This window comes from Microcoleus sp. D3_18_C2 (genome assembly GCF_036702395.1).
Classification (GTDB): Bacteria; Cyanobacteriota; Cyanobacteriia; order Cyanobacteriales; family Microcoleaceae; genus Microcoleus.
In genome coordinates, this window is sequence record NZ_JAUBTG010000091.1 from 1 (window position 1) to 13,857 (window position 13,857).

12 protein-coding genes are annotated in these 13,857 nt (G+C 45.1%); 3 read left to right on the top strand and 9 right to left on the bottom strand.

The features are described 5' to 3' along the window. Positions 1-352 precede the first annotated feature (352 nt). The 3 genes from QUA88_RS28050 to miaB all read right to left on the bottom strand — a co-directional run bounded on the left by QUA88_RS28050 (position 353) and on the right by miaB (position 4,307). Positions 353-1,435 (bottom strand): AI-2E family transporter, encoded by a 1,083-nt coding sequence (locus QUA88_RS28050; RefSeq protein ID WP_333057606.1) that lies wholly within the window; start codon positions 1,433-1,435, stop codon positions 353-355. 260 nt (positions 1,436-1,695) lie between these two features. Beyond that, positions 1,696-2,769, bottom strand: a complete 1,074-nt coding sequence (locus QUA88_RS28055; protein WP_333057607.1) for a D-alanine--D-alanine ligase family protein — start codon at positions 2,767-2,769, stop codon at positions 1,696-1,698. Between the two features lie 197 nt (positions 2,770-2,966). Beyond that, positions 2,967-4,307 (bottom strand): tRNA (N6-isopentenyl adenosine(37)-C2)-methylthiotransferase MiaB, encoded by a 1,341-nt coding sequence (miaB, locus tag QUA88_RS28060; protein ID WP_333275005.1) that lies wholly within the window; start codon positions 4,305-4,307, stop codon positions 2,967-2,969. Positions 4,308-4,509: 202 nt separating this feature from the next. On the opposite strand from miaB, the gene QUA88_RS28065 reads away from it, so the two are divergent. After that, positions 4,510-5,382, top strand: a complete 873-nt coding sequence (locus QUA88_RS28065) for a Cfr10I/Bse634I family restriction endonuclease (protein WP_333212719.1) — start codon at positions 4,510-4,512, stop codon at positions 5,380-5,382. On the opposite strand, the gene QUA88_RS28070 is transcribed toward QUA88_RS28065, so the two are convergent. The 4 genes from QUA88_RS28070 to QUA88_RS28085 all read right to left on the bottom strand — a co-directional run bounded on the left by QUA88_RS28070 (position 5,383) and on the right by QUA88_RS28085 (position 10,127). Continuing rightward, positions 5,383-6,612 (bottom strand): DNA cytosine methyltransferase, encoded by a 1,230-nt coding sequence (locus QUA88_RS28070; protein ID WP_333212721.1) that lies wholly within the window; start codon positions 6,610-6,612, stop codon positions 5,383-5,385. It lies immediately after the preceding gene. Between the two features lie 167 nt (positions 6,613-6,779). Next, positions 6,780-7,208, bottom strand: a complete 429-nt coding sequence (locus QUA88_RS28075; RefSeq protein WP_333212723.1) for a hypothetical protein — start codon at positions 7,206-7,208, stop codon at positions 6,780-6,782. Between the two features lie 149 nt (positions 7,209-7,357). Next, the gene (locus QUA88_RS28080; protein WP_333275009.1) at positions 7,358-9,361 is read right to left on the bottom strand and encodes an FHA domain-containing protein; all 2,004 of its coding nucleotides are present in this window, start codon (positions 9,359-9,361) and stop codon (positions 7,358-7,360) included. 235 nt (positions 9,362-9,596) lie between these two features. Then, positions 9,597-10,127: an FHA domain-containing protein gene (locus QUA88_RS28085; RefSeq protein ID WP_333057612.1), complete on the bottom strand. Its 531-nt coding sequence runs from the start codon at positions 10,125-10,127 to the stop codon at positions 9,597-9,599. 274 nt (positions 10,128-10,401) lie between these two features. On the opposite strand from QUA88_RS28085, the gene QUA88_RS28090 reads away from it, so the two are divergent. Beyond that, positions 10,402-10,572 (top strand): hypothetical protein, encoded by a 171-nt coding sequence (locus QUA88_RS28090; RefSeq protein ID WP_333057613.1) that lies wholly within the window; start codon positions 10,402-10,404, stop codon positions 10,570-10,572. A gap of 180 nt (positions 10,573-10,752) precedes the next feature. Here QUA88_RS28090 and QUA88_RS28095 read toward each other — a convergent pair whose 3' ends face one another. Continuing rightward, on the bottom strand, positions 10,753-10,983 hold the full coding sequence (locus QUA88_RS28095; protein WP_006631632.1) for a KGG domain-containing protein: 231 nt from the start codon (positions 10,981-10,983) through the stop codon (positions 10,753-10,755). A gap of 459 nt (positions 10,984-11,442) precedes the next feature. Next, on the bottom strand, positions 11,443-12,090 hold the full coding sequence (gene nfi, locus QUA88_RS28100) for a deoxyribonuclease V (protein ID WP_333057614.1): 648 nt from the start codon (positions 12,088-12,090) through the stop codon (positions 11,443-11,445). 660 nt (positions 12,091-12,750) lie between these two features. On the opposite strand from nfi, the gene QUA88_RS28105 reads away from it, so the two are divergent. After that, positions 12,751-13,575, top strand: a complete 825-nt coding sequence (locus QUA88_RS28105) for a prohibitin family protein (RefSeq protein ID WP_333212729.1) — start codon at positions 12,751-12,753, stop codon at positions 13,573-13,575. The last annotated feature ends 282 nt before the right edge of the window (positions 13,576-13,857 follow it).

Consider the following 13,857-nt stretch of genomic DNA (forward strand, 5'->3'; position numbering starts at 1 on the left):
TTAAAGCTTAGTCTGGTCAGAATGGCCTGTTAGATTTCTCTTTCAAGCCTCACGCCTTTAGGCTGAGGTTTCTGACAGGATTGATATCCGAAGTCAACAACAATCGTGCACTCAAAAAAACCAGGTTTCTACGCAAAATATTCGTTGTGAGCGATCGAGGTTAACGTAGAAACGGAGTTTTTGACCCCGCCTGCATCCATGAAGGACAGCAGTTAAAGCACCGGAAAGCCTCACCCTAAAGCAGGAAGTAAAAAACCTGTAAAGCCTCAAGCTAAAGTACCAACTAAACCTTAAGTCAAAATAGCCTGCAAAAACTCTCTTCAAATCTAAAATTTGAACCTAGGGAGGAATTTTATTGCTCCATCGGTTCAATGGAACTAACCGAATCGATTTCCCTCGACTTTTTCCTCGAACTTTCCAAAACATCAACAGTATTCTTAATAAAACCAGCCATCGGCACAGCAACTAACAAACCTGCTATTCCCGCCACCTTAACCCCCACCAGCAGCGCCACTAAAATCCACACAGGATTGAGACCGATAAAACCGCCTAATAACCGAGGAGCAACGCCACTTTCAATTATTTGCTGAATTACTGTAGCGACAGCTAAAACTGTGACTCCGAGCCAAAAGTTGTTTAATGTGATTAGCAAACTGACAATGCAAATACTGAAAGGTGCCCCGAAGGGAATCATAGTCATTACACCCACACCCAAACCGAACAGAAGTCCGAAGGGAACTCGCATAATTAAAAAAGCAACAGTGATAGACAGTCCCATCAAACCCGCCAAAGTTGCTTGCCCGACGAAGTAGTTGTGGAAGCTTCGCGCCAGCAACTCTCGCAATTGAAGGCTCAGCTTGGAGGGAAACCATTTAAATAATCCTTCCCATACGCGATCGCCGTGCAAGAGCAAGTAGAATGTCACGACTATGGTGAGGAGGAAATTCAACAGACTGTCTGCAGCACCCAAACCAAATCTGAGAATTTCGCCAGTGAGAGACTGCAATTGAAATGAAAGTCGATCGCTCAATTGGGTAGTCAAACCGCTAACATCAATGCGGAGATTGCGATTTTCCGCCCAATTGTGGAATGCTTCAATTTGTTCTGTGCCAGAAACTATCCAAGTCGGCAGTCGGGTGGCGAGCTCAGTGATTTGGTTTAGCAGAATGGGAGCCAGAGTGATAGCTAAAACCACCAATACCAGTAAAGTCAAAAACAATACCGATAAAACTGCTCGATCGCGCTTTAAGCCGTATCTGTGCAGAAAGCGCACGGGATAATCTAGCAAAAAAGACAGCACTGTAGCCACTACCAAAACTGTAATCAGGGCGCGAAAATATTCAAAGACTAGGAGGGCTAACCAGCAGTTGAGTACCGCTAGGGGAAATACCAGTCCGTAAGTCCACCACTGCTGCAGTTGAGTGAAACGTCTCATCTAAGTTAAGCGAGTTAAAATTTGAGATGCAAGATGTGAGATTGGCGCTGCTATTCGCCCTTCTTTCTTAACCACTTTATAGTGTATTTATTTATACCCGACTGCTGAAAATTTCCAGTTGCTCGACCCGCAGCGGAAATTGGGTTGCTGGCAGGCAGAGCCTGCCACAACTATGTTATATCGTTTCCGCTAGTATGGATATATTACCTGCGAAAATAATTTATTTTCAGTTGACCGGGCAGCGGTTTGCAAATCGCAATTCAACCTTTTTCCCCGTGCCTTTCGAGAGCTAATTGAATTAAACGGTCTACTAATTCAGGGAAAGAAATGCCGTCCGCTGCCCACATTTGCGGATACATACTGGTAGCTGTAAAGCCGGGAAAAGTGTTGATTTCGTTAATCAAAACTTCTCCGGTTGATTCAATGTAGAAAAAGTCTACTCGCGCTAAACCTGCAGCGTCTACAGCCAAAAATGCTTGCACTGCCATTTCTTGGATTTGCGAGACGATCGCACCGCTGACTTTTGCCGGGATTGAGCAGTCGGCTTGTCCCTGGGTATATTTAGTTTCGTAATCGTAGAAATCGCTTTGAAAAGTAATTTCTCCCACCGTTGAAGCTTGGGGATTATCGTTACCCAAAACTGCACATTCTAATTCTCTAGCAACCACACCCGCTTCGACAATTATCCGCCTATCGTAGCTGGCGGCGCTGTCGAGGGCTGCTTCTAATTCAGCGCGCGATCGAGCTTTAGAAATTCCCACAGACGAACCCAAATTGGCTGGTTTAACAAAGCAAGGATAGCCCAACTCTGCTTCAATTTTATCGCACAATTTGGGGAAAACGCAAGGATTAGACCAGATTTCGGAACGGTTGACAGCGACGTATTTTACCTGCGGCAAACCAGCCTGAGCAAAAGCCATTTTCATCGCAATTTTATCCATTCCCAGCGCCGAACCTAAAACGCCGGAACCGACAAAAGGAACTTGCAATAATTTCAGCAATCCTTGCACCGTACCGTCTTCACCGTTTGGCCCGTGCAAAACAGGGAACCAAACATCTACAGCATTAAAATTAGGAAACTGTCCAGAGGCGGGAGAATCATCTTCTGCTGTTTGTTCCTCTATTTCCAGAGGTTTTCCGGTGGCTAAGACTTCTTGAGGTAATGTTCCCGACAGCCAGCGGCCGTTTTTTTGGATATAAAAGGGCAGAACTTCGTATTTAGAGGCATTTTCCTCAGCAGCGAGGGCACGGGCGATCGCGCGCGCCGAACTAATTGAGACATCGTGTTCGCCCGATCGCCCCCCGAACAATAGCCCGATCCGCATCATTGTCATTTTTCACTACTCCTAGGACTTTTCGACAAATATACACGCAGTTAGCGCAGCCAACGCAGAAACGAACCGCCTTAAAACTACTTATCTCCTCCCTCCCACTCTTCCTCTGTGTCCTCTGCGCTCTCTGCGGTAAAAAAAATTACATCTTCTTAGAAAAGTTCACCAGTAAGCCGTCCCCTATCTCATTCCGGTGCTATTTAAAGCATTTCCCCCGTCAAACTAAAAGCGCGAATATCTGTAATTTTAACCCGCACAATTTTACCCGCCAATTCAGCAATATCGCCCTTAAAAAATGTGAGACGATTGCCGCGAGTGCGCCCCATCACCTGAGTTGGATCTTTGAGATTCTGGACTTCCACCAAAACCTCTTCAGTGCGTCCGAAATAGCGCTGCGATCGTTCCATAGCCGTTGTTGTCACCACATGATTGATTCGTTGCAGGCGATCGGCTTTCACATCCTCACTCAACTGATTTTCCCACAAAGCCGCCGGCGTCCCAAGGCGAGGGGAATAAGCCGCAGTATTCACCAAATCGAAACCAACATCTTCGATTAACTTCAAAGTCTTCTCAAACTGCGCTTCCGTCTCCCCAGGAAAACCGACAATCGCATCAGCCGTAATCGAAGCATCCGGCATATAACGGCGAATTGTATCAATGATCCGGCGGTATTTTTCCTGAGTATAACCCCGCGACATCGCCTTCAAAATATCATTATCTCCCGACTGAAAAGGAATGTGAAAATGTTCGCAAACCTGCGGTAATTCAGCACAAGCCTTAATCAATCTTTCCGTAAAATAGCGCGGGTGGCTAGTAGCAAATCTGAGGCGATCGACACCAGGCACATCCTGCACAAAATAAAGCAAATCCGTCAAAGTATGCTGGTTGCTGCCGTCCGGTTTTGTCCCCGGCAAATCGCGCCCGTAAGCATCAATATTCTGCCCCAACAAAGTTACTTCCTTGTAACCTTGACGGCCCAAATCCTCCATTTCCGCGCGAATTGCCTCCGGCATTCGCGACTGTTCAACCCCGCGAACATTCGGGACAACACAATAAGTGCAGCGTTCATTGCAGCCATAAATTACATTCACCCAAGCAGTCACCTTGCTATCGCGGCGCGGCTTAGTAATATCCTCCATAATCTCAACAGCTTCAGTCGCCACCACTTGATTGCCCTCAAAAACTTGTTCCAGCAAATCTTCAAGTCGGTTAGCGTGTTGTGGCCCCATTACTAAGTCTAATTCCGGCACTCTCCGCAGCAGCGCTTCACCTTCCTGCTGCGCCACGCATCCAGCTACAATTAAAGTTAAACCCGGTTCTTGGCGCTTGCGATGAGCTTGCCTTCCGAGGTTAGAATAAACTCTTTGTTCGGCATTGTCGCGAATCGTGCAAGTATTGTAGAGAATCAAGCTAGCTTCGTTCGGGTCTTCCGAGAACTCAAAGCCCATATTTTCCAGAATGCCGGCCATCCGTTCCGAGTCGGCTTTATTCATCTGGCATCCGAAAGTAGTGATGTGATAGCGGCGGGGTTTAACGGTCATGGACAGTAAAGATAATTTTTCAGTGCAGGCTGGTTTTGCCGTTGTGGTAAAGTTTTCAACAGCAGAGATATTCTCAACCCGTTTTTACATTATACGATCGTTCTTGCTTAAGAAACTGCTGCATTTTTGAGTACGGGGAGATACATTGGTTGTTTTCCTAACACTTGGGTAACAATTTACATTTTATAGCAGGGAACAAAAAATGGTTAATTATACTGAATGGTTCACGGAAGGCACCAATCGTAAAATTCAGATTAATAGTACAGCAATATACAGGCATTTATCTCTCGAAGTAGTCGAGAGGTTAGATAGTAATTTATCGGTTAAGGAAATTATTGGCTGGATTAGAACTCAGACACGAGAAGCCTTTAACAGTATCTATGGAAAAAATCCTGAAGGGGGTGCTCTTAACAACGCTACGGGAAGATGGAATGAATTTATAGCAACTAGCTTGTTATCAGAAATTGTATTGGAAATAAATCAAGATAATGATGCTTGTAGCGCGGTATTTTCTTTGCCAAACTCACAGTCACAAAAAGAAGGAGCCGAGGAAGCTTCTTCAAAATTTATAAGTTTATTCAAAAGTAGTGAGTTTGCATCTGGACAACCTCTAGCTAAACTTGCTCCTTTTAAAGACTATATTTTTATGCCAAGTCCTGATTATATTATCGTTGTACTTGGTAAGAGTGAGGTTGCAACATCTATTAACCATTTGTTAAAACAACAAGTAAAAAAACCAGATAGTTTGGCATTGTACAACTTTTTAAAAGGAAAATTACAATTAGAACAAGTAAAAGCGGCAGCATCTCTTAAAACTTCAAACCGTTCGGATCGCCGATATCAACCTTTATTCGAGGCGGCGATGATTAAAGCAATGGGGTATGTATTGCATCAAAATTGGCAATATTATATGGTTGCCAGTGAGTTAACCCCTGCGGATACGACTATATTTACAACAGCAGTTGCTCCTCATAGTATAGCAATCGAACAAAACTTCAAACTTGTAGATGGTACATACCTGTACACCAGAAAAACAGATTTAATACCTTTAGTTAAATCTGCTATTAGACAATAGCTAAGTGTAAGTTTTCTCAAGAAACTTCAAAGGTAACTCTAACTGTTTATTGATGGGTGGCGACAGCTCCGAATGCCATTCTGTTGTTTCTAAAAATTTAATAATTGTTTGAGCAATACCTTTCGATGCTAAGTAAGGAACCCCATTTCCCACCGTTTTAAACATATTGCTTAATGTCATATTTTCTGGCAGCGCAAATTCTTTTGGCAGTGACTGAACGGCCAGTGTTTCTGCAACAGAAAGCCTGCGAACTTTGTAAGGGTGCAAGTGAACTTCGTTATTGCCGTAACAAGCAGTCGGGGAATAACGCCACCTGTGCAAACGCTTGTAAGATTTTTTAGAATCATCTCCCTCATCAACAGCAGCAAACCTTTTAATCCCAGCTCTGGGTTGAAAATAATGTTCCGCATTAGGATGGTTTGCAACATCATTTTTTTGGAACCAAAACTGTACTGTTAACTCTTTGGGAATGCCATCAGGACAAGGCAATAAACCATCGCAGGCAAACGCATCAGTATCGGGCCAAGGATTAGAAAAAACTTCTGACTTGGGATATAAAATTTCACTTGACCAAGGAAATATATCTTCAGGTAACATTTCGCTGTTCTCATCTAAAGAAATGCCCATATCTTTGACAAGATTTTTTCGGAAACCGATTAAGATAATCCTGTCTCTATCTTGTGGCACACCGTATTCGATCGCATTAATTAAACGTTCCACAAATACGTACCCCGACTCAGACAACTTATTTTTGAGTGCGTCATAAAAAATTTTATGTTGTTTCGTTCTCCACAAACCTTTGACGTTTTCAAACAAAAAGAAATCCGGCTGCTGTTGGCAAATCAATTCAATGTAGGAAGCTGAAAGTTTACCTTTATCTCCTTCCCCACCTCGGTTTTTGCCACCAATAGAAAAGTCAGGACAAGGCGGTCCCGCAATAAATCCAATAATATCGTGTTTCTTGCGAGCATCTTGCATCAATTCCCGCAAATGAAGTGCTGGTTTTCCCTCTACAAGTCGAGTCACATCTGCTTCCTCTCCTTCGCAGTGTCCGTATTCTGGCTGTGGTAAATTTAGACACTGGCGAGAGTGGCGGTATGCTTGGAGGAATGGCGAGAAAATTTCATTTACATAAACTATATTAAAGCCGAGCGATTCAAAACCCAAATCAAGGAAGCCTGAACCTGAAAAAAATGAGAATATAGCGGTTTTGTGTTGAATTAGGTGCACGGGAAGTAATTGGTAATTGGTAATCGGTAGAATGGCCGGGGTGGGTTTTGAGCGAAAACTACTCTGTGAGTTTCGGATATTTTTGGCTAAACCTGCTCATATATTATAGAATGACCGGGCGTGTTTGAGGCGATTATTGTTGGTAAAAACTGCCCCTACAGATATTATTACAACCATTGGCCGCCTCGGAAACGCCAGTGGGGAAACAAAATCCGCATCAGTGTTTGCGATGCCAGATAAATAGCTAGCCACACTAAACTATAATGCAAAGCAAAAGCTCCTAAGTCAAAATCTTGTGCAGGTATCCCCGGTAAACCGATAACTTTGATTAAAAATAACACAAAAAGTGCTTCCCAAATTCCAGCGAGTAATTGAAATGCACCGGGCCAATCTCGATCCCAGCGGAACTTTTGGATGTAGATATATAAAGCATCCCAGCCGAGACCAAAAATCGCTACATACCCTAAAATCCAGAAAAATATTGAGCCTGATTGGGAGATAATTAAACCCAGAAAAAAGGGCAGCGTTACTAAAACGCCTACGGTTACAAATAACAGTAAGCGAGTTTGCCAACGACCGAATAAGGTGGGAGTCATGCGATTTTAGATTTTAGATTTTAGATTTTAGATTACATGGTCAAATTGTTCGATTTTGAATTGATATTTTAGATTTTAGACTGAAAGCAAAGCTTGTTTAAGTCTATTAAATCCCCTACATTTCTTGTTGCCGAATTTCCTCTTCTCAGTTAGCCGGGAGATTTATTTAAAATCCACTTCAACCACTGCACAAACGATCGCCAAACGCTCAATTTCCGCACACCAGCAACTCGGTCGGCTGCCAGACTTTCAACCGATCGCAAGGCGGCGTATTGCAAGCCCAAAAAACTGTCTACGGGCGCGTAAGGCCCCCCCAAAGTAATCGCACCGGCTGCGTATACCCGGCCTTCTGTGTTGCTAGCAGAAGAATTCCGCAATTCGGGCACTTCAAAATCGTTGTTAACACTCAGTCGGCCCAAACCGTTGAGGGGAAGATTGTATTGAACTACCAAATCGTTTAACAGGGGACTGGTTTTTACCTTAGCGTCCAAACCCGTAGCATCAATAATAAAATCAGCTTCTAACTTAATTTGCCCCTTGAGTTCCTTCTCCTGAATGTACGTCACCGTGCGGTTTTGACTGTCGCGCTCGACTCGCTCGACTTCACCGAAGGTAATTTGATACCATCCTTGACTTAAACCTTCTTTGACAATCCGCCGCCAGTCGCTGCGCTGGGCTGTGGTAGTGCCGCCCCAGTCTGTGAGCAACTGCGGGCGCAATTCAGGGGCGGCTTTTTCCAAAAGTACGCGGAGTTCCCCGCCCCAGCAAGCTTTCGGCCAGTTGAAAGGTTGAAATTCGTAGTGATTTTCGACTCTTCGCTGAGCGAGTTTAAATTTGTTACCTTGAGGTTTGGGCGATCGCATCAAATGCAATACTTGAATGTTGCCGTTCCGCTGTCGCGCTTCGTAAATTCGCTGCACCACCCGCGAAGCCACAATTCCCCGGCCTCTAATTAACACGCTGCCGCCGCTGGCCTCCAATTTTTCGTAAACGCCGTCGTGCTTTTCGTAAGCGTTGACAACCGACTCAAAATCCTGGGTTTGTTCGCGGTAAGCTTGCAAGTCCGGCAAAAATTGAATGGCGGGATAGCCGGTGGCTAAGTGTACGTATTTGGCGATTAAAAAAGCGTGGTCGCGGTGATCCGCATTCGATCGAGAATAAGCGATCGCGTACCTGCCGTCATCTGTTTTGCGAATTCCCCGCACTCTACCGTAGCGAAACATCTGATTCCACCCAATTCGATCGACTTCCCTGTCAATAGAATCAAACACATTCCCCGCGCGAGGCGTATAAGTTTCGGCAAAAGTCGGTTCAGCAAACACCTGCCACATCAACATCAACGACATCCCCAAACGCCCTTTGAGCAATTCCTGCCAAGCTTCCCGCAAAGCATAGGGAGGCCAGCCCCAAATGTTGTCTGGACAAGAGTCAGAATTCGATCGTAGGCGTTCCCGCAGCGGAATTTGAGAATTCAGGCAGAGACGCAGGTAGCGCGCGTAGGGCTGGCTTTCCATGCCCAAAACCGCAATTCGATCGATTTTCACGCCGCAAATTCTCAGCAAATCCACCCAAATAAAGCTGCCCAAACCGCCACCAACTGCCGCCCAATCAACTTCTGTCACAGGGAGTCCCATAGATTGGAGCGATCGCATTGACACTTGAGAAGCGTGCAAAAATGCGATCGGCGGAAATTCTCCCCTACTACCTGTTTGAGAAACCTGCGACATTATTTGCGGCCCCAATGCCGGGTCTGGCCCATTGGTCTGCGGGTTAAAGAAAATGTGAGAATTGACCGACGGCGTTTCAGGGGAATTAACAGCAAAAGAAATGCCGATCGCGTAGGGCCCAACTTGCAGCATATCGCCGTTTGCCAGCACGCACCGGGTTTGGCGAATGCCGTTAACAAAAGTACCGTTGCGGCTACCCGTGTCAGTCAGTAAAATACTGTTACCTTCGGTGCCAATCACTGCATGAAAGCGAGAAACTTGACTGCTGCTGAGGGCAATTCGAGAAACTCGTTTCCCGTTGATTGTGGCGGGCATAGCTTCAAAAATTCGTCCCAAAGCGATGGGTAAGTCGAGTATGGGGGATCGACAATCCCCCGTAGCTGTATCTGTCCAAGTCAGTCGCAGGCGCAAGGGTTGAGAATTCATGATTATTTTTTAAACATCAGCCGTCGGCTTTGAGCTTTCTGCAAAAAAAGATTTTTGAAGTTGAGAGTGTTTAGCGGATAGCCTGAGTTTCCGTTTTTCTTAAATCTTGCACCATTGTCAAGAACGGGCTCTCCGGCCCATTCCACAATAGATGAATTTTCTTGTGGAACAGGCCGAAAAGCCTGTTCCTAAACAAGTAATTGAGAATGGTGCAACATCTGAGTTTTTCAAACTTTCACGGAGACAGCATCACACTCGCCGCCGCCGCCAAAGAAGTACCGCACCACGGACACCCCGCATTCAACTGTGCGTAAGGCGAAATTCGGCTGCACTTGGGACACTGCAAACCATATTTTGAAGGCCCCGTCGGCTGAAAGTTACCAGGTGCGGGAGGCCCAGACAGCAAAACTGTCTGCGGCGCGGCTACCTGCACCTCCGTGACATTCACCACCTCAATTTGCACTTGGCCTAAATGGATGTGGCTTCCCGATTTCAATTTTGCTTCGCCTCGGGCGAGAATTTTTCCATCTACCAGCGGCGGATTGCTTTCGCGCAAATTCCGCACTGCATACTCCTGCAATTCCTGATTAAAAAATATTTCAACGTGCAGCCCCGATACGCTGGGATGCGAAAATACTATATCGCACTTCGCCGGATCGCGCCCGATCCTCACGGTTCCCGGATTTTTGCTCGGCTGTCCGTTTTCAATTGTCTGAGTTTGGCGCACCCCAGCTTCTGTCCATGCTAAAGTGAGCTGGTTTGTCATGATTTTATAGTTAACTCAAAAATATAAAAAAATATTAACTGATTTATTTTGAGGAGGGACTTCCTCACCAAAAAACTTAATTATAATTATTGACCAAGAATTTCTTCATGTGGTACCCGCCACGTGATTTATCTCGCGCAAGTCAATCCAAAATCTAAAATCTAAAATCCTTGCGTCCCCCGAATTAATCTCGCGCAAGTCAATCCAAAATCTAAAATCTAAAATCTAAAATCGAATGACGCCGACTAGATCGCACTTCTAAAAATATTATTATGTGCAGCTATACAAAAAAGCCCTGACTTCGGGGCTTTTAGTGCTCGTATTGGCTTTTTTTGAGAGACTGAATCGCGCTTGTCAGCTTTTCTTTCCCGCAAAATTATTGACCGCAGTGCAGCTTGGTAAAAAAATTGCTGTTCAAGATTTGCCAGGGATTGCTAAAAAGTAATTCCTGGGGGGTTTTCACATTTGCGAGGCTGTGGTGCGCTAGTCACGAATTTTGGAGGTTGGACGATCGAACTACCTTGGTAACTTCGATCGCCCCCCCTCCTCAAACGTTTACTGTCCTAGTGCTATGTCTCACGCTGCAACTGTGCAATCTTTCATTACAGGGCAAGCCTTAAGAGACTTAAGCTTCGCTTTTGCGGCTTTTGCGACCGCCTTCGCGACCAATTTGAGCCATGTGTTCGCGATTTCTGCTGACAGCTTCGCCGCCTTTTTGGCCAGCTTGTCTGGCTTCTTCAGGGGTGAATTCGTGTGCAGTTCCTTTCTCGTGTGCAGCTTTTCCGCCTTTGCTAGCAATTGCGCGCTGTTTTTCTGCATCCATAGAAGCGAATCCGCGTTTGCTTTTCTCAGCCATGACTGTCTCCTTGTTTTTTTCTGATTTTTTAGCTCGATCGCGCCTTCGCCTCCCACTGTCATGGTTACTCCCAGCCAGTGGTGAGATATCCGACGGTAAATTATGAAACCTCATCAGACGAATCTAAGCTTTTGGTTTAACTCGCAGAATGAATATTTCATAACTTACAAATGTGAACTAAAAATAGTTCACGCCCGGGCACTATAGTTAGAGCCGCCAATTTTTTAAGCTGGTTACTGTCTTTCAATCATTCTATAAACCCCCCAACTTTTATACCTCTTTCTCAGGTATAGTCATTCTTTAGTTCGCTGGAAGGATGGAACCGAAAGCTGATTGGCAGTAGACTCAGAGGATTTTTCGACTTAACCGCGCCTCCTCAAAAACTAAAAGTCCCAAGACGGATGCTTTTTTGGTCTTTTTACTTTTTTTTTTGAGCCATTCCGCGCTTGCCACCGATCCCTATGTTAGTTGGTCTGCCGATCGAGTGGTTTCTGGCAAGCGATATTTTGGGGCGCAGCGCAGGACGTACTCGATCGCACTTATCAAGTTTACCTTATGACCTATCGAAACATACATCGGCTTTACCCCTGTTTGCGTTCTTAGCGCTGCGCCTACCGTTGATCCCTCTAGCAGCAAGGGTTGCCAACTGCCCCGGTCGAGTCCGACTTCGGAATGTTCTCCCATAAATCGATTTTTGGCAACTCCGATCGTGGGAATCCCTGTCAAAACCCCCAAATGGCACGCCAGACCGAATCGGCGGGGATGGGCTAGTCCTTGACCGTCGCACAATATCAAGTCTGGCCTCAAACTGATATTTTCCAACGCATCAAGGACTGCCGGCACTTCTCGAAAAGACAGGAAACCCGGAAGGTAAGGAAAAGTTGTAGGACTGCGAACCACAGCTTGCTGCTGCAATTGCAAGTCGGGAAAGCTCAGAACTGTTACAGCGGCCCGCGATACATCGTTTGCACTGTCGTAGCCGACATCTACACCGGCGACGTACCGAACTGTGTCCAGTTGATTTTGGGTAATTACCTCTGACCGAAGCTGTTCTTGAATGGCGATCGCCTCTTCAATTGTCTGCGGCCAAGGGTGTCGCTGCAACATTTTGATTTTTCTTCAACCGTTCTCATCTAAGCTTAACTTATTTTCGGGCATTTTTAAACTCGGATTTTTATCGTTTGTAGCTATAAATTCCCAACTTGCCCAAGCAGTCTTTTTTCTACTCAGGAGGGTTTAGCAAGTCGGGCCGATGCCAATTCTACAAATAGAGTCTGTACGTCGCAGATGGAAATTCTATCTTTCCTGGCTTGCAGCAACCCGCAAAGGTTTTTGTGGCACGCACCTGCCATTTACCATTAAAATTTACCCAAAAATTAGCTGTTCAATTCTGATTTTTTAGCTTTCTAGAAAGCTTTGTCTTTCCGATCGCCCTTTTATCGCTTCTCAAAGAGCGATCGAGCTATCTATTTACTTCTGCTATATCTAAAAAAATCCTCTTTGTCAAGACGATTGAAACATTTATTCATCAACAATTTCAGCTAGGTACAAATGCCATTGTTCATACCAGAGCCTCAATGTAACGGCAATCTCATATCTTTTTGATTTAAAAAGCTTTCCGACGCTCAAAATCCTATGACTTTTATGAAAAAAATAAAGAAATTTATGAGTTGTTGCACCATTAACCGGAAGTTATAATCTTAGATAAGAGCGAATAGACAACTAACATCCAGTAAAACAACTTAGCTGAATTAACATATGAAAACCATGCAAAGTGTTCAGTACAACCTAGCTCTCTACATCGTCGGTGGCATCGTCTTCATCATCGCCGCCTTAATTTTAAGACCTTTTGCCCTCGTCGGCCCAGGGGAACGGGGCGTTATGATGCGCTTCGGGAAAGTTCAAGACGCGATTTTAGATGAAGGCATCCACCCGATTTTACCGATCTTCACCTCTGTAAAAACTCTCAGCGTGCGGGTACAAAAAACCGATTTGAAAGCAGATGCAGCATCCAAAGATTTGCAAAGCATTACTACAGATTTGGCAGTCAACTGGAATGTTGACCCCGCCAAAGTTAATCAAGTTTTTCAACAAATAGGAGACGAAGAACAAATTGTTACCAGCATTCTGAGTCCGGCAATTTCGGAAGTTCTCAAAGCAGCAACTTCTAAAAAAACCGCAGAAGAAATTATTACTAAGCGCACAGAACTCAAAACAGAAATCGACAACAGCCTCAAAAAGCGTTTGGAACCTTACGGCGTCATCGTCAGAGATGTTTCTTTAATAAATTTTGGCTTTTCTCCCGAATTTAGCAAAGCCATCGAATCCAAACAAATAGCCGAACAAGAAGCTAAACAAGCAGAATTTACAGTTCAAAAAGCCACCCAAGATGCTCAAGCTGAAATTAACCGCGCTAAAGGTAAAGCCGAAGCTCAACGCTTGCAGCGGCAAACATTAACAGCCGAAATTTTGCAGCAGCAAGCTATTGAAAAATGGAACGGCCAGTTTCCGACAGTAATGGGAGGAGGCGGAACTTTGCCATTAATTAATATTGCGCCACCGACTTCTCAAGCCGCAACTCCTGCTAAATAAGCTGCTGCCGATCGTGATTGCCGGGGCGCGGGGAGAAGGGGAGAAGGGGGGAGGGGGAGAGAGTCTGAGGGGGGGAAGAATAGAGGGTTTTTCACTGCGGATGTGAAGATGTGCTTTTTTAAATGCCGAACAGCAAGCGTATAAAATACAACTAACAACTAACGTGAAATCCCGCTTAGGATCGCGAATTAAATAACTTACAATTTTAATTGTTATTGTGGGATGGGCGTCCCCCCCCTCCAAAACGGACGGGCGGGACGCCCATCCCACATTCAAGAGTGG